The sequence below is a fragment of the Virgibacillus dakarensis genome (genome assembly GCF_900155625.1).
GTDB classification, from domain to species: domain Bacteria; phylum Bacillota; class Bacilli; order Bacillales; family Amphibacillaceae; genus Lentibacillus_C; species Lentibacillus_C populi.
On sequence record NZ_LT732554.1, the window covers coordinates 826,775 to 849,018 of the forward strand.

The 22,244-nt window shown below is 40.3% G+C and carries 22 protein-coding genes and 1 tRNA gene; 22 read left to right on the forward strand and 1 reads right to left on the reverse strand.

All coding sequences use genetic code 11. From position 1 onward, the window contains the following. The first annotated feature begins 96 nt into the window (after positions 1 to 96). From rnmV to CZ382_RS13765, 22 genes are all read left to right on the forward strand, one after another. On the forward strand, positions 97 to 666 hold the full coding sequence (gene rnmV, locus CZ382_RS13660; RefSeq protein ID WP_088051758.1) for a ribonuclease M5: 570 nt from the start codon (positions 97 to 99) through the stop codon (positions 664 to 666). Further along, complete coding sequence (rsmA, locus tag CZ382_RS13665; protein WP_088051759.1) at positions 656 to 1,543, forward strand: 16S rRNA (adenine(1518)-N(6)/adenine(1519)-N(6))-dimethyltransferase RsmA; 888 nt, start codon at positions 656 to 658, stop codon at positions 1,541 to 1,543. Before rnmV ends, rsmA begins: the two co-directional genes overlap by 11 nt. A 238-nt stretch (positions 1,544 to 1,781) precedes the next feature. Then, complete coding sequence (gene yabG, locus CZ382_RS13670; protein WP_088051760.1) at positions 1,782 to 2,660, forward strand: sporulation peptidase YabG; 879 nt, start codon at positions 1,782 to 1,784, stop codon at positions 2,658 to 2,660. 225 nt (positions 2,661 to 2,885) lie between these two features. Next, positions 2,886 to 3,149: a biofilm formation stimulator Veg gene (veg, locus tag CZ382_RS13675; protein WP_088051761.1), complete on the forward strand. Its 264-nt coding sequence runs from the start codon at positions 2,886 to 2,888 to the stop codon at positions 3,147 to 3,149. Between the two features lie 152 nt (positions 3,150 to 3,301). Further along, on the forward strand, positions 3,302 to 3,481 hold the full coding sequence (locus CZ382_RS13680) for a small, acid-soluble spore protein, alpha/beta type (RefSeq protein WP_088051762.1): 180 nt from the start codon (positions 3,302 to 3,304) through the stop codon (positions 3,479 to 3,481). A gap of 171 nt (positions 3,482 to 3,652) precedes the next feature. Further along, positions 3,653 to 4,510 (forward strand): 4-(cytidine 5'-diphospho)-2-C-methyl-D-erythritol kinase, encoded by an 858-nt coding sequence (gene ispE, locus CZ382_RS13685; RefSeq protein ID WP_088051763.1) that lies wholly within the window; start codon positions 3,653 to 3,655, stop codon positions 4,508 to 4,510. A gap of 65 nt (positions 4,511 to 4,575) precedes the next feature. Then, positions 4,576 to 5,433: a pur operon repressor gene (purR, locus tag CZ382_RS13690; RefSeq protein WP_088051764.1), complete on the forward strand. Its 858-nt coding sequence runs from the start codon at positions 4,576 to 4,578 to the stop codon at positions 5,431 to 5,433. Between the two features lie 321 nt (positions 5,434 to 5,754). After that, positions 5,755 to 6,042, forward strand: a complete 288-nt coding sequence (gene spoVG, locus CZ382_RS13695; protein ID WP_088051765.1) for a septation regulator SpoVG — start codon at positions 5,755 to 5,757, stop codon at positions 6,040 to 6,042. Positions 6,043 to 6,354: 312 nt separating this feature from the next. After that, positions 6,355 to 7,734, forward strand: a complete 1,380-nt coding sequence (gene glmU / locus CZ382_RS13700) for a bifunctional UDP-N-acetylglucosamine diphosphorylase/glucosamine-1-phosphate N-acetyltransferase GlmU (RefSeq protein WP_088051766.1) — start codon at positions 6,355 to 6,357, stop codon at positions 7,732 to 7,734. Positions 7,735 to 7,748: 14 nt separating this feature from the next. Continuing rightward, complete coding sequence (locus CZ382_RS13705) at positions 7,749 to 8,702, forward strand: ribose-phosphate diphosphokinase (protein ID WP_088051767.1); 954 nt, start codon at positions 7,749 to 7,751, stop codon at positions 8,700 to 8,702. 129 nt (positions 8,703 to 8,831) lie between these two features. Then, positions 8,832 to 9,458, forward strand: a complete 627-nt coding sequence (locus tag CZ382_RS13710; protein ID WP_088051768.1) for a 50S ribosomal protein L25/general stress protein Ctc — start codon at positions 8,832 to 8,834, stop codon at positions 9,456 to 9,458. 351 nt (positions 9,459 to 9,809) lie between these two features. Then, positions 9,810 to 10,370: an aminoacyl-tRNA hydrolase gene (gene pth / locus CZ382_RS13715; RefSeq protein ID WP_088051769.1), complete on the forward strand. Its 561-nt coding sequence runs from the start codon at positions 9,810 to 9,812 to the stop codon at positions 10,368 to 10,370. A gap of 172 nt (positions 10,371 to 10,542) precedes the next feature. After that, entirely contained in the window at positions 10,543 to 10,773 is a 231-nt protein-coding gene (locus CZ382_RS13720) for an anti-sigma-F factor Fin family protein (protein ID WP_088051770.1), read from the forward strand. Between the two features lie 185 nt (positions 10,774 to 10,958). Then, positions 10,959 to 14,486, forward strand: coding sequence for a transcription-repair coupling factor (gene mfd, locus CZ382_RS13725; RefSeq protein WP_088051771.1), 3,528 nt, complete (start codon positions 10,959 to 10,961; stop codon positions 14,484 to 14,486). 446 nt (positions 14,487 to 14,932) lie between these two features. Further along, positions 14,933 to 15,469 (forward strand): stage V sporulation protein T, encoded by a 537-nt coding sequence (spoVT, locus tag CZ382_RS13730; protein ID WP_088051772.1) that lies wholly within the window; start codon positions 14,933 to 14,935, stop codon positions 15,467 to 15,469. A 281-nt stretch (positions 15,470 to 15,750) separates the two neighbouring features. Beyond that, complete coding sequence (locus CZ382_RS13735; RefSeq protein WP_088051773.1) at positions 15,751 to 17,349, forward strand: putative polysaccharide biosynthesis protein; 1,599 nt, start codon at positions 15,751 to 15,753, stop codon at positions 17,347 to 17,349. Further along, complete coding sequence (gene yabN / locus CZ382_RS13740; RefSeq protein ID WP_088051774.1) at positions 17,333 to 18,781, forward strand: bifunctional methyltransferase/pyrophosphohydrolase YabN; 1,449 nt, start codon at positions 17,333 to 17,335, stop codon at positions 18,779 to 18,781. Before CZ382_RS13735 ends, yabN begins: the two co-directional genes overlap by 17 nt. Before the next feature lie 5 nt (positions 18,782 to 18,786). Further along, entirely contained in the window at positions 18,787 to 19,053 is a 267-nt protein-coding gene (locus CZ382_RS13745) for an RNA-binding S4 domain-containing protein (protein ID WP_088051775.1), read from the forward strand. A 179-nt stretch (positions 19,054 to 19,232) separates the two neighbouring features. Further along, entirely contained in the window at positions 19,233 to 19,532 is a 300-nt protein-coding gene (yabP, locus tag CZ382_RS13750; protein ID WP_088051776.1) for a sporulation protein YabP, read from the forward strand. Next, entirely contained in the window at positions 19,529 to 20,128 is a 600-nt protein-coding gene (gene yabQ / locus CZ382_RS13755) for a spore cortex biosynthesis protein YabQ (protein WP_088051777.1), read from the forward strand. The genes yabP and yabQ overlap by 4 nt, the downstream gene beginning before the upstream one ends. A gap of 6 nt (positions 20,129 to 20,134) precedes the next feature. Continuing rightward, positions 20,135 to 20,515 (forward strand): FtsB family cell division protein, encoded by a 381-nt coding sequence (locus CZ382_RS13760; protein ID WP_088051778.1) that lies wholly within the window; start codon positions 20,135 to 20,137, stop codon positions 20,513 to 20,515. A 72-nt stretch (positions 20,516 to 20,587) separates the two neighbouring features. Further along, the gene (locus CZ382_RS13765) at positions 20,588 to 20,971 is read left to right on the forward strand and encodes a S1 domain-containing RNA-binding protein (protein ID WP_088051779.1); all 384 of its coding nucleotides are present in this window, start codon (positions 20,588 to 20,590) and stop codon (positions 20,969 to 20,971) included. A gap of 869 nt (positions 20,972 to 21,840) precedes the next feature. Here the strand turns inward: CZ382_RS13765 and CZ382_RS13770 are convergent. Continuing rightward, positions 21,841 to 21,914 (reverse strand) — tRNA-Met (locus CZ382_RS13770). Between the last annotated feature and the right edge of the window lie 330 nt (positions 21,915 to 22,244).

Here is a 22,244-nt window from a genome sequence, read left to right on the forward strand (position 1 = left end):
ATAATAAGTGAAAACATTGCTCTTGCCATGCTATTATGGTAGGAGCATTGTTTTCTTACATTCGGGAAGTAAACAGGATGGAATGAGGTATAGATTTTGAAGATTAAGGAAGTTATCGTTGTCGAAGGACGCGACGATACAGCGAAAATCTGCCAAGCGGTTGATGCAGATACAATTGAGACGAATGGATCCGCTATTAATCATAGGAAACTTGCGCAGATCCGGCATGCACAAACGAAACGTGGTGTCATTATTTTTACGGATCCGGATTACCCTGGAGAGCGAATTCGCCATATTATTGATCAGGCAGTACCAGGCTGCAAACATGCTTTTTTAACAAAGGATGATGCAAGGGCGAAGCATCCGCATCGCAAAAGCTTAGGAATAGAACATGCCTCGGTTACCGCAATCAGACAGGCGTTAGCGGATGTATATGAATTGACCGAAACAAAGTGTAGTGATATTACGAAGCATGACCTCATCCATTATGGCCTGATCGGCGGGTCAAAGGCTAGCTCAAGAAGGGACAGGCTTGGTCAACTATTGCAAATTGGCCATACTAATGGGAAGCAGCTGTTGAAGCGATTAAGCATGTTTGAAATTACCCGCTCCCAATTTGAACAAACGATAAAGCGTATACTGCAGGAGGAAACTAATGGCGAGTAAAAAGTATATTGCTACCCCAACCCGTACAAATGAAATTCTGAACAAGTATCAATTTTTCTTTAAAAAAAGCCTTGGTCAAAACTTTTTAGTCGATGTCAATATCCTTGGGAATATTATCAGGGAAGCAGGAATTGATAAGCAAGCAGGGGTAATAGAAATCGGTCCGGGGATCGGCGCTTTGACCGAACAATTAGCGATTCATGCCAATAATGTTATAGCATTTGAAATTGATCAGCGTCTTTTGCCAATATTGGAGGATACGCTGGATGGTTACGATAATATTAACTTGATCCATCAGGATATCTTAGAAGCGGATGTTCATGCAGCAATAAAGGCAAACTTTCAACCTGAACAGGCTATCCATATTGTAGCTAATTTACCATATTACATTACAACACCAATTTTGATGAAACTTTTAAGGGAGAAGCTGCCAATCGTCAGTATAACTGTCATGATTCAGCAGGAGGTTGCGGCCCGGATGGCGGCTGAACCCAATTCAAAAAGCTATGGGTCATTATCCATTGCTGTGCAATATTATACAAATGCCAAGGTTGTGATGCATGTTCCAAAAAGCGTTTTCATGCCAAAGCCAAATGTTGATTCAAGTGTATTAAAGCTTACCATAAAGGATACGCCGCCTGTCGATGTACTAGACGAGGAATATTTTTTTACGCTTGTTCGAGCTGCATTTGCCCAGCGAAGAAAAACATTAAAAAATAATTTAACCAATTATTTTAAAGGGACATTTGTAAAGGAAGATATTAACATGATATTGGATTCAATTGGAGTCGATGGAGCCAGGCGCGGAGAATCACTCACGATGACTGAGTTCGCAAAACTTGCAAATGCCTTTTTTTTAAGACAAGAAAATATATAAATTTGGCTCTATTTTGCTTGGCACTTACGCCTTTGTTAAGGTAGCTGAATAATAATGTTAGCTATTGTCTTTTGAGTGACAATAGCTTTTTTAATCCGTTCCGAAAATAGAAATCAGGATATCCTCTAATAACGATGGCCACTAGAGAAAATGCAGTAGATTTCTTCGCACGCAAATTTATTTTCCAACATAGGCTATGTCAGGGATGCTTTCATTTGAAGGCTTGTGAGGTGGCTTTATGAATTTTTTAACTGGAGATCTGGTTACACGCAAATCGTATCATCATGATTTATTGTTTCGGGTTTCGTCACAGGCAAATGATCTTGTGATCCTGCATGGTGAAGATATTCGTCTGGAGGCAGATGCGCCGGCACATGATCTTGTACATGTACAGGATCGCGAATTGGAAAAAAGACGCAAAAAAGGAAAAGAACAAGAGGAGTCTTCCTATCGCTTGTTTCGACAGGATTATCAATTAATGAAAGAAAAACGTGATTATCAATCAACTGGTGGATTTACCTACCCAACAAAGTATTTTCAGCTGCCAGCCAGCGTGCTGCATTTGGATGGGGACAGAATTTATTTAAAGAAATGTATTGAATTATACCAACGTATGGGATTACAGGTTCATGGTATGCATTTGAACGAAAAAGAAATGCCCTTTGAGATTGGAGCACTTGTTGAAAAAATTCGGCCAGATATTATTGTGATAACTGGTCATGATTCATTTTCGAAAAATAAAGGATTGAAGAATGACCTCCGAGCCTATCGTCATTCAAAGTATTTTGCCGAGACGGTTCGAGAGGCAAGGCAAATTATCCCTCAATTGGATCAGCTTGTTATTTTTGCGGGGGCATGCCAGTCCCATTTTGAATCACTTATCCGGGCCGGGGCAAACTTTGCCAGCTCTCCATCCAGAATTAACATACATGCGCTTGACCCGGTCTATATAGCGGCGAAAATCGCCTATACCCCGTTTATGGAAAAGGTTGGTGTCTGGGATGCATTACGGAATACCTTAACAGGTGAAAAAGGAATGGGCGGTATTGAAACAAGAGGCTTGCTTCGGACCGGGATGCCATATCTTGAGGAAGACCAGGAACCGATGGAAAACTGAAAAATAAAAGCAAAGCTGGTCCTGATAAGTTACGGCTGGTGTTTTTCAGCATCAGCCAAGATTAATTTTAAATTGTCATACATATTTTTTTAACATTTACGAAATAATAATGCAGATATTTGATTTTCGCTGTTGACATGAAAAAAGGTATACTGTTATAATAAAAAGTTTCATTTGACTATTATACAAGCATGTGGTATCATATATTTAGTGAGGTGGAGTATAGTGGCAAAAACATTAATCGAAATTAAGCAAGGTCTTGAGTGTCAAAAAGGCAAAAGGTTAAGGCTAAGAGCCAATGGAGGGAGAAGGAAAACAATTGAACGGTGCGGTGTGCTGGCAGAAACGTATCCTTCTGTTTTCATTGTTGAACTTGATCAAGACGAGAACGCATTCGAACGTGTTTCATACAGCTATGCAGACGTTTTAACAGAGACAGTAGAACTAAGTTTTCAGGATGACAGAAAAGCGATGGTAATGGAGCAGTAGACATCATGTTTACTGCTTTTTGCATATTATGAAGACGTAAAGGATTAATTATTTCCTCTTTTACATACAAATAACGGGTGTATGTTTTGCTTGTCGGTGAAAGCTATAAATGTCGTAAGAAAAAAGCTCACATTAGAAAGGGGAGTTCTTTCATGGGCAGACGTGGAATTATGTCAGACCAATTGAAGGAAGAAATTGCCAAAGAGTTAGGTTTTTACGACACAGTAAAAGAAGAAGGCTGGGGCGGCATCAAAGCTCGAGATGCTGGTAACATGGTGAAACGGGCGATTGAAATAGCTGAGCAGAACATGCAACAAGGAGGCAGACCCTAATTGGGGGTTTGCCTTTTTCAATAATCACTACTCCGGGATAGATGCACTTACTTGGAGTGTGAAAACATCTCGAACCCCGAAACCATTATCGTCGAACACCCCCAAAGCAGTCGCCTCCACATTTCATTTTATGATACAATTTGGTATAGTTTTATAAAGTGGGTGACGGAGATGGTTCTTTTTGAGAGGGCGCCGGCTAAAATTAATTTATCATTAAATGTGCTGGGGAAGCGTGATGATGGCTTTCATGAGGTGGAGATGATCATGACAGCCATCGACTTAATGGATCGCATCGCACTATATCCTTTAGCCGAAAATCGTATAGAGGTGTCAGCGGATAATCAATATGTACCGAATGATGAGCGGAATTTGGCGTATAAAGCCGCGTTAGCTTTTAAAGATAAATACCATATTAATAAAGGTGTACGGATTGAAATAGAAAAAAATATCCCCGTTTCTGCAGGACTTGGTGGTGGAAGTAGCGATGCAGCGGCTGTGTTGCGTGGACTTGATCGGATGTGGTCAGTTAATGCTTCACCGCAGGAGCTGGCAGCTTTAGGAGAAAGTATTGGGTCCGATGTTCCTTTTTGTGTATACAGTACGACTGCGCTGGCAACTGGACACGGTGAAAAAATTAGGGAACTGCCTCCTCCTCCATCTTGCTACGTGATTTTAGCAAAACCAAACATAGGTGTATCAACAAGAGGTGTTTTTCAAAAAGTAAGCATTAAAGAACTTAGTCATCCGAATACAAATGAAATTATCAAGGCGATCGAAGCAAATGATTTTATTAAGCTATGTAAAAATATCGGAAATGCACTGGAGAATATCACTTTTTGTTTACACCCTAATGTGAAGCGCATCAAGGAAAAAATGGTACAAGCAGGGGCGAACGGTGTGGTAATGAGCGGGAGCGGCCCCACAATTGTTGGGCTTGTTGAACATTATAGCAAGGCGAAACGAATTTATAACGGGTTAAGAGGATTTTGCGAAGAAGTCTATATTGTCCGCTTACTTGACCACCGCTAATCTTGATAAAACACGTATAAAAGTGGTATATTTTAAAGTAAATATTCGGTTTTAGAGGTGTAGTTATGAAAAGAAGTGATCGGTTAGTCTCGTTAACAAATTATTTTTTGGAAAATCCTAAAAAACATACGTCGCTGCCCTATTTTGCTGATATTTATGATGCAGCAAAATCTTCTATCAGCGAAGATTTGGTTATCATTGACAGGGTATTGAAGCAGGAAGGCCTTGGACACTTGCAATCGGTTGCTGGTGCGGCAGGTGGTGTACGATATATACCGGATTATGCCAAAGAAAAAAGCGGGCAGTTTATTGCCGAGCTTATGAATACGTTGGCGGATCCAAATCGGATTCTTCCTGGCGGCTATCTCTATATGAGCGATATCTTAGGGGATCCAAAGATGGTTAAACAAATAGGCCGTGTGTTGGCAGCGACGTTTTCCCCACTGGAAATAGACGTAGTAATGACAGTGGCAACAAAAGGGATTCCACTGGCATATGCCGTTGCCTCCGTTTTAAATGTTCCGGTTGTGATTGTACGGAGAGATCCGAAAATAACAGAAGGATCATCCGTTAGTATTAACTATGTTTCCGGATCGTCACGAAAGGTTCAGACAATGGTGCTTCCTAAGCGAAGTTTGCAGGAAGGTGCAAATGTTTGTATTGTCGATGATTTTATGAAAGCCGGTGGTACGATCACAGGGATGACAAGTCTGCTTGAAGAATTTAATGCGAATGTTAAAGCAATTGGCGTTCTGGCAGAAGCAGATGATGAAGAGGAAGATCGTGTAGTGGAAAGTTATACATCATTAATCAAAATAAAAAATGTAGATATAAAACAGAAACAAATTCAAGTCTTGGCAGGTAATATTATCGATCAGGAAAATAAACCGGCAAATGAAAATAGGGCAGCTGACAAAAACTAATTTGCCAGCTGGGACTATTATCCAAATAGATGTTTCATCCAACTTTTTATGTATTAATTATTTAAACTTTTTTTAATATTAAGCAGGAATTATTAACTTTTTGTTGAATATTGGTAATAAGTTTAAAAAGAGTATGTTCAAAAAGGAAGATAAAGTGACTGAGGTTGGCTACTTCGCGACGTCTTGTTGCAAGACCAACACTGGTAGTCCTGCGCATCAAAGTTCGTGGTGGTGTAGGAAACAAGTTAATCAAAAACATTGATGGTCATTTTCATCGGACTTTTGGTACATCCTCTAAAAGGGAAAAGGTGGTGAAACATCATGGAAGTTACCGACGTTAGATTACGCCGCGTTGCTACAGAGGGGAGAATGCGTGCGATTGCTTCGATTACGTTAGATCAGGAGTTTGTCGTCCATGATATCCGTGTTATTGATGGAAATAATGGATTGTTTGTGGCTATGCCATCGAAGCGCACACCAGACGGGGAATTCAGGGACATTGCGCATCCAATTAATTCCAGTACCCGTGCGAAAATTCAGGATGCCGTTTTAGAGCAATATCGCCAAGCCGGTGAAGAAATGGAATATGAGGAAGCAGGCGCTTCGTAAAAGTGCAGGACAACAAGAGATCTAATCTGCGATGGATTAGTCTCTTTTTTTGGCAGGTGAGAAAGTATAAACTTTCTTATCCTGCATAAGTGCAACTAAGGCATTCGCCCAAAGGCTTGGCGAATGCCAAGTTTTCTAATAAAGCCATATTAACATAAATTGGAATAGTTACAGAAAATCCAATGAAATCGGCTGCTCCGTAATTTTGGCCAATCCGGCTACCGGAAACGAAACCTTCTACGGCCTCTATGTGTTGAAATAATCTACTTTTTGAGATATATTCATAATGGATAATAGAATGGAGGTTTCCTCATGACAGAACGCTTTTGCATCGTTCTTGCCGCGGGGCAAGGCACCAGGATGAAATCGAACGTTTATAAAGTACTTCATCCGGTTGCAGGACGGCCAATGTTGCAGCATGTAATCAATCAAATAAAATCCGTTAATTTAAATGAGATTGTGACGATTGTCGGTGTTGGCGCTGATAAAGTTATGGAACAAATTGGTAATGAATGCCAGTACGTTGTTCAAAAAGAGCAGTTGGGAACAGGGCATGCCGTTCAACAGGCGGAAGAATTGCTGAAGGATAAGGATGGCACAACAATTGTTGTATGCGGTGATACACCATTAATTACTAGTGCAACCTATCAGGCACTTTTTGAGCATCATGAACAGACAGGAGCTAAAGCGACAGTTTTGACAGCCAAGGCACCTGACCCTGCAGGATATGGCAGAGTAATCCGCAACAACAATGGTGAGGTAGAAAAAATAGTTGAACATAAAGATGCAAGCGAAAAGGAACGTTGCATCAACGAAATTAATACAGGTACATATTGCTTTGATAATCAAACACTTTTTCAAGCATTAAAGAAAGTATCAAATGACAATGCCCAGGGTGAATATTATTTGCCGGATGTGATTGGAATTATTCGGAATAATGGGGAGAAGGTAAGTGCATGTTTAACACCTGACTATGATGAAACCTTGGGAGTGAATGATCGGGTTGTACTAGCACAGGCTGAAAAAATCATGAGAAAACGGATTAATGCAAATCATATGCGAAACGGTGTGACAATTATTGATCCGGATAACACCTATATCGAGCCTGATGTGGTAATCGAACAAGATGTAGTCATCCATCCGGGTTCCATTATTGCTGGATCCTCTACTATTAAAGCAAATTCTGTTGTCGGGCCACATACCGAGATTACCAATTGTTTGGTAGGTGAAGAAACAGTCATTAGACAAAGTGTCGCGAAAGACAGCAAAATTGGTGACCGAGTACAAATTGGTCCATTCGCCCATATTAGACCTGAGGCTTTGATCGGAAATGAAGTAAAGATTGGCAATTTCGTCGAGGTAAAAAAATCCTCTATTGCCGAGAAAAGTAAAGTTTCTCATTTGAGCTACATTGGTGATGCGAAAGTTGGCAGTAATGTAAATGTAGGCTGTGGAACGATTACGGTCAACTACGATGGGAAAAATAAATTTTTAACAACCATTGAAGATGATGCTTTCATAGGCTGCAATTCCAATTTAATAGCACCAGTTACCATAGGAAAGGGCTCATATGTAGCGGCAGGGTCGACCATAACGAAAAATGTACCAGAGGAATCATTGTCAGTGGCGCGGGCCAGACAAACCAACAAAGAAGGCTATGCTACAAAGCTGAAAAACAGACAAAAAGGTTAACGGAGGTTTTTTTCATGACATCGAGCTATAAGGATCCATCTTTAAAGGTATTTTCCTTAAACTCCAATCGGCAATTGGCAGAGGAAATTGCAAATCATATTGGAACCACACTTGGTAAATGTACGGTATCGGCATTTAGTGATGGAGAAATTCAAATTAATATTGAGGAAAGCATTCGCGGCTGCGATGTGTATATCGTTCAATCAACCTCTTCGCCGGTCAATACACACATCATGGAATTATTGATTATGATTGATGCGGTGAAACGTGCATCGGCAAAATCGATTAACATTGTTATGCCTTATTACGGGTATGCAAGACAGGATCGTAAAGCACGTGCCCGAGAACCAATTACCGCAAAACTTGTCGCCAATTTGTTTGAGACAGCAGGTGCTGACCGGATGATCACGATCGACTTGCATGCACCGCAGATACAAGGGTTTTTTGACATGCCGATTGACCACTTGCAAGGTGTGCCAATCCTTTCCAGTTACTTTGAAGAAAAAAACCTCGAAGATATTGTTATTGTTTCACCAGATCATGGGGGAGTTACCCGTGCCCGTAAAATGGCTGACCGCTTAAAGGCGCCAATTGGTATTATCGATAAGCGCAGACCACGTCCAAATGTTGCTGAAGTAATGAATATTGTAGGAAATATAGAGGGAAAGACAGCAATATTAATTGATGACATAATCGATACAGCCGGAACGATTACATTAGCGGCGAATGCATTAATTGAGAATGGGGCAAAAGAGGTATATGCCTGCTGTACACATCCGGTTTTATCAGGTCCTGCAATTGAACGTATCGATGACTCAAAAATTAAAGAGCTGGTGATCACCAATACGATTCCGCTTCCCAAGGAAAAACGAATTGCTAAAATTAAAGAATTGTCAGTAGCCCCACTTATGAGCGAAGCAATTATTCGGGTTCATGAACGGCAATCTGTAAGTATCCTGTTCGATTAAGGTTTAGAAAAATGTTAATTCGGGAAATATCTATATGGAATGTTTTGATAGAAACATCGAAGAATGAAACATGATTCTGGCAAAAGACTTAACAGCGCTTAAGTTTTAAATAATTGGAGGATGATGAACATGGCAGTAAAGTTAAAAGCATTAAACCGGGAAGACCATAAAAAATCAACTACAAAGGCAATCAGAGAAAATGGACAAGTCCCTGCAGTTGTTTATGGCAAGGCAAAAGAGGCAAAATCAATTGCCGTAGATAGCTTGGCGTTAATTAAAACCGTTCGTGACGAAGGAAGAAATACAATCATTTCCCTTGATGTTGAAAATGATAAACCAGTTGATGTAATGCTGCACGACTATCAAATAGATCCGATTAAAGATGAATTGCTGCATGCTGACTTTTATGTTGTTAATATGGCTGAAGAAATGGATGTTGAAGTGCCACTCAGATTAGAAGGAGAAGCAAATGGAACGAAAGAAGGCGGTGTTTTGCAACAGCCATTTTATGAGTTGCAAGTACGTGCAAAACCTGGAAATATCCCGGAAGAAATCAGTATAGATGTATCAAATCTCGGTATTGGTGACAGTATTGCAATAGCTGATTTGCCGCAACGTAATGAATATCAATTTCTCGATGATCCGGAAACGACGATCGCAACGATTGTACCACCGGATACATTAAAAGATGTTGAAGAAGCACCGGATGAAAATGATGAGCCGGAATTAGTAGACCGTAAAGGCGATGCCGAATAATGCTGGACGTCTTTTTCGTTTCCACTGCACGACATGTAAGTTTAGACTAAAATAATGGTTACCACCCTCCTAAAGATAGTTTGCTCTTATAGGAGGGTAATTTATATAGGATAATGAAAGTATATAAATTTAGGCTCTATTCTGTTCTTAGCAGAGTAAGCCACGTCCGGCTCCAGCGCCCAGCGACTAGTGGACTTCCCTCGCCTCCGTACGATAAGTCAACATCGGTTCGCTTCCAGCTCACCGTGTTTCCTTTATCTCCTACGGCTCAGTCCAGTCTATACGTCGCTAAACGGGCGCTTGCGCCTTTGTTCATAGCGAAATGACAATTACCGAAAAGGAAGAAACAAAATGAAGTGTATCGCAGGATTAGGTAATCCGGGCAGGAAATATAAAAAAACAAGGCATAATATAGGATTCATGGTAATCGATGAGTTAGCGAATCGTTTTCAAACAGATTTGACGAAAGCAAAATTTAATGGTAAATATGTGATGGAGTCTATATCAGGTGAAAAGGTGGTCTTTTTAAAGCCACAAACCTATATGAACCTTTCCGGGGAATCGATCAGGCCGCTAATGGACTATTACAATATCAATGTTGATGATCTGCTGGTTATCTATGATGATCTGGATCTTCCTGCGGGTAAAATTCGTTTACGGCAAAAAGGCGGTCACGGAGGGCATAATGGAATTCGATCGATTATTGATCATTTAGGTACAAAAGAATTTAAACGGCTCCGTATCGGGGTTGGCAGACCGAATGCACCGATTCCTGTTGTGGATTATGTACTGGGATCGTTTCCGAAAGAACAGAGGGACGCTGTTACCGCAAGTATAAATAAAGCAGCTGACGCTTGTCAGGAGTGGCTAAATAAGCCTTTTATTGAAGTTATGAATGATTTTAATAGATAAAACATATAGTGAATAATTATAATACCAGTATGATACCAGACCGGGGATCCCCATTCCGAAATTACTTTATGCAGGCGTTTTGTGCATACATAGACTCGGCTTCTTCACGTATAAAAAATGACTTTCCGGATAAACTTTATGGTACCCCATGTTTATTCGAGGAGGTATGCTTATGTCTATTGTCTATCAATGCAGGCATTGCGGACATGTCGTCGGGCAGGTAAATCAGCAGCTTGTTGATGAGACAATGCTTGGTCTGGATAAACTGTCTGCAAAGGATAAAAGGGAAATGATTCACTATCAGCAAAATGGGGATGTTCAGATCAAGACGATTTGCGAAAATTGCGAAGCGTCTCTAGGAGCAAATCCACAGTACCATGAGTTGGATTTTTTCATACAATAGCCACGGAAAAATAGCTTTGGTTCTTAAGCCAAGGCATTTTTGCGGTTCAAGATGGTGTTCAAAATGGCACCAAAGGATAAGTAGCGTGCTCGGTCACCTACTTGTTTCTCTAACGCCTTGGTCCTGTAAGACCCAATTCGGCATACCATTTGAACACGCATTTCTAGCTTAATCGGGGGTTTACGATGAAAGGGATTAATGGGTTTTTACAATCAAAAGAAGATATACAATCAATTATAAACGGGATTTCCATTGGCATGAAAGAACAGCTTATTGCTGGTTTATCAGGATCCGCCAGAAGTATCCTTGTCTCCATTATTAATGAGGCTAAAAAGAAACCAATGCTGCTGGTGACGCACCAATTGGCTCAGGCACAGCAGCTCTATGATGACTTATCTGAATTTAACAGGGATAAGGACATTCACTTATATCCGGTAAATGAATTAATTGCCTCAGAAATTGCCGTGGCAAGTCCGGAACTAAAAAGCCAGCGCATAGAGGCGTTAACGGAATGGTCAGAAAGGAAATCAGGTATATTAATCGCCCCGGTTGCCGCATTAAAACGAATGCTGCCTCCGTCAGACTATTGGCTGAAATATCAATTGCAATTTAATCTTGGCAAAGAAATAGATATCAAATCCTGCGTCCAGTCATTAGTAGATATGGGATATGAGCGTGCTTCCATGGTAAATACACCAGGGGAATTCAGTATGCGCGGCGGGATTATTGATATTTATCCGGTTACGGAAGAACATCCAATACGTATCGAATTATTCGATGAAGAAGTAGATTCGATCCGCTATTTTGATGCCGATTCCCAACGTTCATTGGAAAAACGAAAGGAAATAAAGGTTGGCCCTGCTACAGAGCTGTTGCTAACAGATGAGGATATGGTTACAGGTGCTGAACGTTTAGAGGAAGCATTGGCAAAATCCCTGCAAAAAATGCAGAAGAAAGAAGCCAAAGAAACGCTTAATGAAGTAATTAAACATGATATCGAACGGTTGAAAAATCTCGAGCGTTTTCCGGAAATGGCGAAATATAGTGGCTTTCTTTACAAAGATCCTGCTAGTTTGTTAGATTATCTGCCAGACAAAGGCATGATTGTGCTTGATGAAATGAGCAGAATCCAGGAAACGGCTACCCATTTGGATACGGAGGAGGCCGAATGGTACAGCAGTCTTTTGGCATCCAATCAAATGGTGCAGCAGAACCGGTTTTCTTTTGATTGGCATGATATTGGTGATAAAGTACAAAAGCAGCAGCGAATTTATATGTCTGTTTTTTTACGTCATATTCCGAATACGCAGCCGGAAAATATTATTAATTTGTCCACAAGGGCAATGCAGGAATTCCACGGACAAATGCATTTATTTAAAAATGAATTAAAGCGCTGGGAAAAAGGAAACTTTTCCGTTGTAATATTAGCACCGAATGAAAAACGTGCGGAGAAGATTCATTCCATTTTTACTGATTATGATATTGAAGCAGCTTTTGTAAAACAATTAACATTGCCAGTTAAAAAACCGACAATTTCAATTGGGAATATTAGTGGTGGTATCGAATTCCCAATGCACAAATTAGTCCTGATCACGGAAAATGAACTGTTCAAAAAAGTAACGAAACGTTCCCGGAAAAAACAAAAAATTTCTAATGCGGAACGAATAAAAAGCTACCAGGAGCTACGTGTTGGTGACTATGTTGTCCATGCGAACCATGGTATTGGTAAATATCTGGGAATTGAAACACTTAAACTGAATGATTTGCACAAGGATTATATGCTTATCAAGTATTCCGGGGACGATAAGCTATACGTCCCCATTGACCAAATTGATTTGGTACAAAAATTTGTCGCTTCTGAAGGGAAAGAGCCTAAATTATATAAATTGGGCGGCAGTGAATGGACGAAGGTAAAACGAAAAGTACAATCATCGGTAGAAGATATTGCTGACGATCTCATCAAGCTTTATGCGGAACGGGAAGCAAGAAAAGGTTATGCGTTTTCAAAGGACACTGAAATGCAGCGTGAGTTTGAAGCATCCTTTCCGTATCAGGAAACGGAGGACCAGTTGAGATGTATTGAGGAAATTAAACAGGATATGGAAAAATCACGGCCAATGGATCGTTTGTTGTGTGGGGATGTGGGATACGGCAAAACGGAAGTGGCGATTCGTGCAGCGTTTAAAGCGGTTGCTGATGGGAAACAAGTGGCCATTTTAGTTCCGACAACCATTTTGGCACAGCAGCATTTTGAAACAATTCGCGAAAGGTTCCAGGGTCATGCCGTTAATATTGGATTACTCAGCAGATTCCGGACGAAAAAACAGCAAAAGGAAACACTGGACGGATTAAACAGGGGTCTGGTCGATATTGTTATTGGGACACATCGCCTATTGTCAAAGGATGTACACTATCAGGATCTTGGCTTGCTCGTTGTTGATGAGGAGCAGCGATTTGGTGTGAAACATAAAGAAAAAATTAAGCAGCTGAAAACAAATGTCGACGTTTTAACATTAACAGCTACACCAATTCCAAGAACATTGCATATGTCGATGTTAGGTGTCCGTGATCTATCTGTTATTGAGACACCCCCAGAAAACCGCTTTCCAATCCAAACATATGTAATGGAATATAATCCGGTTTTCATCAGGGAGGCAATTGAACGGGAAATGGCTCGAGGGGGCCAAGTGTTTTTCCTTTATAATCGTGTTGAGAATATTGACCGTATTGCCCGGGAAATAGGCATGCTTGTCGATGATGCCAAGGTTGGGATTGCGCATGGCCAGATGAACGAGACAGAGCTTGAAAGTGTTATGTTTGGCTTTTTGGAAGGGGAATTCGATGTTTTAGTTAGTACCACGATTATTGAAACGGGTGTAGATATTCCAAATGTTAATACATTAATTGTCTATGATGCCGATCGTATGGGATTAAGTCAACTGTATCAGCTAAGAGGCCGAGTAGGACGATCCAATCGTGTTGCCTATGCGTATTTCACATACCAAAGGGATAAAGTATTAACAGAAATTGCCGAAAAGCGTCTGCAAGCAATTAAGGAATTCACTGAACTTGGATCCGGATTTAAAATTGCGATGCGTGATTTGTCGATCCGCGGTGCTGGTAACCTATTAGGCGCCCAGCAGCATGGCTTTATTGATTCTGTTGGTTTCGATATGTATTCGCAAATGTTGAAGGATGCTATTGATGCACGCAAGGCAGGCAAAGAATTAGATGAAATCAAAGTCTTTGAACCAGAGCTTTCCCTTGAACTTGATGCCTATATTCCGGAATCATATATTAAAGATGAAAAGCAAAAAATTGATATGTATAAGCGCTTTCAAAGTCTTGCCTCTGCCGAAAACATTGCAGATTTACAAGAAGAATTAATCGATCGGTTCGGGGATTATCCAGGAGAAGTGGAGCATCTGTTCATTGTTTCGACAATGAAAATGTATGCGAAACAGGAAAGGGTTGAATCGATAAATGAGAAAAACAATAAAATCGAGTTGCTTGTCGACGAGGAACGCAGCCAACGGATTGATGGATCAAAACTATTCACTTTAGCTAATACATTTGGCCGCGGTATCCAGCTTGGAACAGAAAATAAAAAATTGAAGATCGTATATAAATGGCCAAGCGAAGTGAAACATAAACGATACGAGGTTGTTACAGAATTTATTAAACAACTATCCACTGTGGATCGCGAAAATTAGAAAAAAATGTGTTTTATGCATAGTTCTTACCAGATGAATTATACTAAAACCACAACTGGTGCTTTTTTCACTTTATGAAAGTATCTAGCTTTAAAGGGAAATAAGAAAAGCGGAAGCGCCCGGTTAGCGGCGTATGGACTGGACTGAACCGCAGGAGATAAAGGAAACATGCCCCTGCAAAAGGGGTATGCCGACGTTGGGCGCAAAGCCCGTTCTTAGTCGGCCTTCCTTCTTACCCAAGGCGATGTTGACTTATCGTACGGAGGCGGGTGTTGTCCACTAGCCGCTGGGCGCTGGAGCTGGACATGGCCACTCCAGGTAACGAGTTAATACATTCTTACCAATAGACCAAACAACAACCATATTACTTATCCCAATTTTGCTAAGAATAGAAGTGAAAAATGGTACCAGAGACGATCATCATAGGAAAGTGAGGCTTCATAAAAATGAAGGCAACAGGAATTGTACGTCGAATTGATGATTTAGGAAGAGTAGTAATCCCGAAGGAAATCAGAAGAACATTGCGTATACGCGAAGGAGATCCATTAGAAATATTTGTTGACAGAGAAGGTGAAGTCATCCTAAAAAAATACTCACCAATAAATGAACTGGGCAGCTTTGCAAAAGAATATGCTGAAGCACTATTCGATTCCCTAAATTACCCGGTAATCATTTGCGACCGTGATGAAATTATCGCAGTTGCAGGAGATTCCAAAAAAGACTACTTAAATAAAAATATTGGCACAAAACTGGAAAAGGCTATCGAGAATCGCTCGGTTTTATTCGAAACCGAAAAGTCCACTTTGGAAATTCTGGAAGGTAGGGAAGAAGAGTTGACCTCCTATTGTGTTAATCCAATTATTGCAAACGGTGATCCTATCGGTTGTGTTATGATGTATGCAAAGGATGGTAAAGCACTTAGCAATGTCGAACAAAAGGCAATCGAAACAGCAGCCAATTTCTTGGCAAAGCAGATGGAATAATCAGTGATGAACAAACAGGAAAATCAGCGTAGAAGGTTGCGCTGATTTTTTTTGGATAATAATATGCGTAATTGGGAAAAGTGCTGAAGTCCTACTGGAAGTTGCCGAAGTTTCATTAAAAAGTGCTTGAAGTTTTGACGAAAGTTACTGAAGTTTCAACGAAAGTTGCTGAACCATCATGGAAAATGTCTTAAAGGAATAATCGTCCAGTTTTATTAGACAGGCCTGTTCATATGCTATAATAAATTTGAAATGAAGTTCGTGTTAGAAAGGCGTTTGTCATGGATGGCAATGAATCAAATAAATTAGTAAAAGGTGCACTAATCCTAACAATGGCTGGTGTTATCAGTAAAGTTCTAAGTGCGGGGTATCGGATCCCTTTGCAAAATCTGACGGGAGATATCGGGTTTTACATTTATCAGCAAGTATATCCATTTCTCGGAATTGCCCTCGTCTTATCGTTATATGGCTTCCCATCCGCAATAGCAAAAATGGCGGTTGAAATAGGGGCTAAGGACAGACAGCTATCGTACAGCAGTTTTTATATACCGATCTTATCCATATTATTTGTCGTAAATGGTGCAATATTTCTTTTTCTGTTTTTAAATGCCCATGAGATCGCCATATGGATGGGAAACATTCACTTGGAAACCGGGCTCGAGTATACGGCTTTTGCCTTTTTGCTGATCCCTTTAACAGCATTATTGCGAGGGGTATTTCAAGGTAGTTATCAAATGACGCCAACTGCATTATCGCAAATTGGTGAACAATCTGTACGTGTTGTTATGATTATTTTTGCAGCAGCTATGCTCACAGGCACAGGAAAAAATATTTATGAAATTGGCATAGCCGCGGCAGTTGCTTCGATTGCAGGATCAGTTATGGCCTTCGTCGTTCTGGGGGTCTATTTTTTAAAACATAAGCCAATTGGAAGTGGATCGTTTCCTATTCCTTGGGGGTTTTATTTGAAGACACTGCTTATTTTTGGTGTCATTGCCGCTTTGAATCATATGCTATTACTTGTTATTCAATTTGCGGATGCCTTTACTTTGGTCCCTGGCTTGATGGAATACGGCCTGTCACAGCATGAGGCGATGGCGGCCAAAGGGGTATTTGACAGGGGACAACCATTAATTCAGCTTGGAACGGTGATTGGCTCCTCTTTTGCATTAGCCTTGATTCCTTCCATTTCCAAACAAAAGCTGGAAGCAAATCCGATTCAATTCCACCATTATATTCGCAGTACACTGAAATTCAGTTTTTATTTAGCAGTTGGTGCAACAATCGGATTGGTCATTATTTTTCCGGATGCAAATATGTTATTGTTTCAAAATGATAAAGGGACTTCCAGCTTACGTATTCTGGTTATGGCGATAGTTCTCTGTTCGATTGCCATTACCGCGTCCTCCATTCTCCAGGGATTAGGATATTTGAAACGAACAGCAGCATTTATTTTCATTGCATTTTTTATAAAATGGATTGTTAATCAGGTGCTTGTCCCATTATTGGGTATCACAGGAAGTGCGATTGCTACTGTGATCAGCTTACTGATTCTTAGTGGATTGGTTATGATCGAGTTAAAACGCAAACTGCCTGATTTATTGTTTTGGAAAACCTTAAATTGGCGGGCTCTTATCATTTCTGGCCTTGGGATGGCTATATATCTTTTACTTATTGATTTTTCTATTCATTTGTTTACCTATTCTCGTTTTGGATTACTTATTTATGTTTTATTTGTCGTATTATCAGGTGCAGCTGTTTATCTAGTTTTACTACTAAAAAACAAGGCATTTACGGAAGAGGAATTGATGATGCTGCCATTTTCCTCATTTTTAGTTCAGTTACATAAAGAGAGGAGAAAACGTGGTTCAAAAAATTGAAGTTATTGGCCTGGGTGCAGGAGATATCGACCAACTGCCACTTGGGATCTATAAAAAATTAACAAATACAACGAAAGAGATCTATGTCCGGACGATGAAACACCCGGTCATTGAAGCTTTACAGGCTGAAGGAGTTAGTTTCGTGTCCTTCGACGAGGTGTATGAATCCAAAGAACATTTTCGTGATATCTATCAGGAAATTACAGAAAAATTGGTCGAACATTCATTAGAATCACCAGTTATTTATGCTGTTCCTGGACATCCAATGCTTGCTGAAAAAACAGTCCAGCTGCTATTGGAACGGAACGATACTGCTGTAACTGTTGCGGGCGGACAAAGCTATTTAGATGATTTGTTCACCGGACTTGCAATTGACCCGATTGACGGGTTCCAATTTGTTGATGCTACTTCATTCAAGCGAAGCCAGCTCGATTATCAGCATCACATAATCTTTTGTCAGGTTTACGACCGTTTTATTGCCTCAGAGGTTAAACTTGAGCTGCTAGAGGATCTTCCAGCAGATTATCAAATTACCATTGTCGAAGCTGCAGGCAGTAATCAGGAAAAAATGACGACCATCCCGCTTACAGAGCTTGATCATGTAATGGAAATCAGCAATCTGACAAGTGTTTATATTCCACCAGTACCACAGAAGCAATTGCACCATACGTTTAACCGGTTACGTGAGGTGATCGCGGAACTGCGTGGTACAAAGGGCTGCCCATGGGATAAGGAACAAACACATGAGTCATTACGGGAGTATGCCATCGAAGAAGTGTATGAATTAATTGATGCGATTGACGCGGGGGATGATGAAGGAATCATCGAGGAATTGGGTGATCTTCTTCTGCAGGTCATGCTGCACAGTCAGATCGGGGAAGATTCCGGTTATTTTACAGTTGATGATGTGATCAAGTCGATAACGGATAAAATGATCCATCGCCATCCGCACGTTTTCGGTGATAAAAAAGCGGATTCTATTGCCGATGTTTACACAAATTGGGATGCATTGAAGCAGGAGGAAAAGGGCAAACAGCGTAAATCGGTATTGGATGGTGTTCCAAAGCGTATACCAGCACTTGCCAAAGCTTATCAATTGCAGAAAAAAGCAGCTAAAGTTGGATTCGAATGGGAAAACATTGATGGTGTGTGGGAAAAACTGAATGAAGAGCTTGCTGAAGTGCAAGAGGCTATTGGAGAAGCGAACCAAGAGGAAATAGAAAGGGAATTGGGTGATGTTCTGTTTGTGCTGGCGAATATTTCGAGGTATTATAAGGTGAACCCGGAAATCGCCTTAAATCGAACCAATCAAAAATTCATTTCACGGTTTTCCTATATTGAAAAACGGCTTCATGAAGAAAATAAAGACATTAATCAAGCGAGTTTGCGTGAAATGGACGAGTATTGGAATCAAGCAAAGGTTGAGGAGTGATCAATTTGCGTCTTGACAAATTTTTAAAAGTATCCAGATTAATTAAGCGCCGGACACTGGCAAAGGAAGTTGCTGATAAAGGACGGATTACGATTAATGGCCATCAAGCAAAAGCAGCGTCCAATGTAACAGTAGGCGATAAGCTCGTTATTCAGTTTGGGCAGAAACTTGTAACAATTGAAGTAACTGCACTGAAAGAAACAGTAAAGAAGGACGAAGCAGAAACATTGTACAAAGTATTAAAAGAGGAAGTTCCTAAAGACACCAAATGATTGTATGAAACGACAAAGGCGCTGGAGCCGGACGTGGCCTACTCTAGTATGAGCAGAATAGAGCCTAGATTTTTATACTTTATTATCTATTAGAAAAGTGTGTGCAAAAAGGAAAGAAAAGTTAAGTTCTATCCTTGTCCAATCTATCATAGGTTAATAATGACAAGGAGGGACAAGGTATGAATTATTATGAAAAAGATTCCGTACAACGTGTGCAACAAGATCATTACGTAAAGATTAATAACCGAAAAAACTTGGAAATCTCAGGTGTTAAAGAGGTAGACAGTTTTGATAATGAAGAATTTCTACTGGAAACGGTAATGGGGTTCCTAATCATCCGCGGACAAAACCTGCAATTGAAAAATCTTGATGTTGGTGAAGGACTAGTTTCGATAAAAGGGAAAATATATGAGCTCTCCTATGTAGATGAACAACACCAGGAGAAAGCTAAAGGATTCTTTAGCAAGCTATTTCGATGACACTCGATGTCCAGTTCATGACGATGATTGTCATGGTGATAAGCGGCTTTTATTTGGGGATCATTCAAGAGACATTTCGTCGTTTTCAGCCACATTGGAAAGAAAATCGATTTTTACGCTATTTTTTGGAGATTACCTTTTGGCTGTCACAGGTTTTGCTGTTATTTTATGTGTTATTCCGTGTCAATGCTGGCGAATTACGCTTTTATGTGTTTTTAGCGCTTTTACTGGGTTTTGCTGCATACCAGGCATTGGCTGCTCACGCCTATAAACGTTTACTGGAATATGTTATCCGTGTAATTGCAGCTTGCTATCACTTTTTGGAAAAGCTGATCCAAACATTAATTATCACCCCGGTAAAATACCTTATACAATTAGTAATAACATTAATTCTGTTTGTCGTTCAGCTCGTCATATCGATTCTCCTTTTTATAGCTAAGGTTATCATTTTCCCGATAAAATGGGTAATTTATCTGATTTATCGTCTGCTGCCAAAAAGTATCCAAAATTTTTTACACAAAACAGCAGGATTTTATAGTACAATAAAGAATATATGTAGAAAGGGCTTGGAGTATTTAAAGTTTAAAAGGAGGTAGCAGGCCTTGCCGACAAAGAAAAAAACCGTAACAAGACTGGATTCACACTATATGCAGCAATATGACGCATACATAGAAAGACAGAAGAAGAAAAAGAAGCGTCTGATTCGTCGTCTAGCGTTATTTTCTATTGTAGTAATCATCACGATTGGCAGTATGGCTGCATACCATGTTAAACAGCGTACACTTCATGCTGAAAAAAAGGAACAATATACAGAGCTGCAGGATAAATTGACTACGTTGAAAAAGGAAGAGGAAAACCTTACCGAAGAAATTAACCTGTTAAAAGATGAAGATTATGTGTTGGAGATTGCCCGGACAAACTATTTTTTCTCTGATGAGGGGGAAACCATCTTCAAAATTCCTGACGAGGATCCATCTTATTGACACGCTTTCATATGCTTAGCTATAATATATTAGAACTATATATTTAATTCTTTAAGGAGGAGCATTTTTTTTATGTCAATCGAAGTAGGCAGCAAGCTGCAGGGAAAGGTAACAGGTATCACTAATTTCGGGGCCTTTGTTGAGCTTGGAGAAGGCAAAACTGGTCTTGTTCATATTAGTGAGGTTGCCGACAACTATGTGAAAGACATTAATGAACATCTTAGTGTCGGGGACGAGGTTAAGGTGAAAGTGATTAATGTCGAAAAGGATGGCAAGATCGGTTTATCGATTAAGAAAGCAAAAGATAGACCTGCACGCCAGAGGAACACCCGTGAGCGCACGGAATCATTTGAATCAAAAATGAATCGTTTTCTCAAAGATTCTGAAGACCGTTTAGCCTCTTTAAAGAAGCACACGGAATCCAGACGTGGGGGTCGAGGTGCAAAAAGAGGATAGCAACTGCTGTCTATTTCGGATGTCGGAGTTCAGAAGCCAGATTGAAGAAATCGGCTAGAGGGTCGATTTTCATTTTAATATATAGAATCGGAAGTCAGAGATCAGAAGCCAGAAATCGGATTAGCAGGAATCGGCAAAACGCCGATTCCTTTTTTTTCTGACTTCAAGGTATTCATTATGACTTAAGATTTAGCTGATTAGGCACATATGCATTTTTTTCTTTCGCTATGAGCGGGTTTTACCAGCTTTCTATTCCATTGATTTCGGCAGACCTGCCTGTCGGCTCCAGCAACACGGTGAGCATCTTGATCGTCGTCTTCCCGGCCCTATTCGGTCGAAGAAAACTACCGCCCAAATCTGAAGGAACTCCCCTGCTGAATTGCGCAAGACGACTCACTTTACACTATAGCGTTTTTGCTTCAAACTACAGCGAATCTCGGGCAATCTACAGCGATTCCGGCTCATTCTACAGCGATTATCCATCAATCTATAGCGCACCGCTCAAGTCTACAGCGTTTTTACTTTAATCTACAGCGCATAATGGAAATAATGTCTGGCATATTAGTAGTAGAACAAAGGCGCTGAAGCCGGACGTGGCCCGTTCTGCTGTAAGCATAACTGCGCCTCAAATTTTATACTTTCTTTAGTTTTAAATCAAAGGCATGTATCACCCCAAGAAGGTTGATACATGTTTTATTATGTAAGAAAGGAATTAGTGTTTAGCTGATTCCTAGTAAATTTGACCTCAGGTAGACCGGAAGTCAGAGATCGGAAACCAGAAGTCGGAATAACAAGAAATCGGCAAAAAAGCCGATTTCCTTTTAAAATTAAAAAGTCGGCGCATAGCCGACTTTTTTCTGACCTCTGTATAGCGGCGGAGGGGATCGAACCCACGACCTCACGGGTATGAACCGTACGCTCTCGCCAGCTGAGCTACGCCGCCTAAATAAGTCACAAATGATATATTACAATAGCGAATCCGATGTGTCAATACAGAGATTATATTTACATAATAGGTAGAAAATGGTGTATATTTCGTATTCGGTGTTACCTCCAAATAATAAATAATACGCACACAGAAAGTTTTATCCATTATTCGAGTTATCCTGATAGTAATAAACACAACTTTTCCTGTTAAACACGAAAAGATCCACGGTAAATTTTTAAGTAATAATCTTTCATAACTTAAGGGAGCAGCAGTTAAAGAATGAAAAAGCATGAGCATCTGCTCCCTGAGGATTTCGTTAGCGCTTGTAGAAAAATCCCAAGTCCT

Coding starts and splice junctions, on each gene's coding strand:
- rsmA (WP_088051759.1), top strand. CDS start 656: ATGGCGAGTAAAAAGTATATTGCTACCCCAACCCGTACAAATGAAATT.
- yabG (WP_088051760.1), top strand. CDS start 1,782: ATGAATTTTTTAACTGGAGATCTGGTTACACGCAAATCGTATCATCAT.
- CZ382_RS13680 (WP_088051762.1), top strand. CDS start 3,302: ATGGGCAGACGTGGAATTATGTCAGACCAATTGAAGGAAGAAATTGCC.
- ispE (WP_088051763.1), top strand. CDS start 3,653: ATGGTTCTTTTTGAGAGGGCGCCGGCTAAAATTAATTTATCATTAAAT.
- purR (WP_088051764.1), top strand. CDS start 4,576: ATGAAAAGAAGTGATCGGTTAGTCTCGTTAACAAATTATTTTTTGGAA.
- spoVG (WP_088051765.1), top strand. CDS start 5,755: ATGGAAGTTACCGACGTTAGATTACGCCGCGTTGCTACAGAGGGGAGA.
- glmU (WP_088051766.1), top strand. CDS start 6,355: ATGACAGAACGCTTTTGCATCGTTCTTGCCGCGGGGCAAGGCACCAGG.
- CZ382_RS13705 (WP_088051767.1), top strand. CDS start 7,749: ATGACATCGAGCTATAAGGATCCATCTTTAAAGGTATTTTCCTTAAAC.
- CZ382_RS13710 (WP_088051768.1), top strand. CDS start 8,832: ATGGCAGTAAAGTTAAAAGCATTAAACCGGGAAGACCATAAAAAATCA.
- pth (WP_088051769.1), top strand. CDS start 9,810: ATGAAGTGTATCGCAGGATTAGGTAATCCGGGCAGGAAATATAAAAAA.
- CZ382_RS13720 (WP_088051770.1), top strand. CDS start 10,543: ATGTCTATTGTCTATCAATGCAGGCATTGCGGACATGTCGTCGGGCAG.
- mfd (WP_088051771.1), top strand. CDS start 10,959: ATGAAAGGGATTAATGGGTTTTTACAATCAAAAGAAGATATACAATCA.
- spoVT (WP_088051772.1), top strand. CDS start 14,933: ATGAAGGCAACAGGAATTGTACGTCGAATTGATGATTTAGGAAGAGTA.
- CZ382_RS13735 (WP_088051773.1), top strand. CDS start 15,751: ATGGATGGCAATGAATCAAATAAATTAGTAAAAGGTGCACTAATCCTA.
- yabP (WP_088051776.1), top strand. CDS start 19,233: ATGAATTATTATGAAAAAGATTCCGTACAACGTGTGCAACAAGATCAT.
- yabQ (WP_088051777.1), top strand. CDS start 19,529: ATGACACTCGATGTCCAGTTCATGACGATGATTGTCATGGTGATAAGC.
- CZ382_RS13765 (WP_088051779.1), top strand. CDS start 20,588: ATGTCAATCGAAGTAGGCAGCAAGCTGCAGGGAAAGGTAACAGGTATC.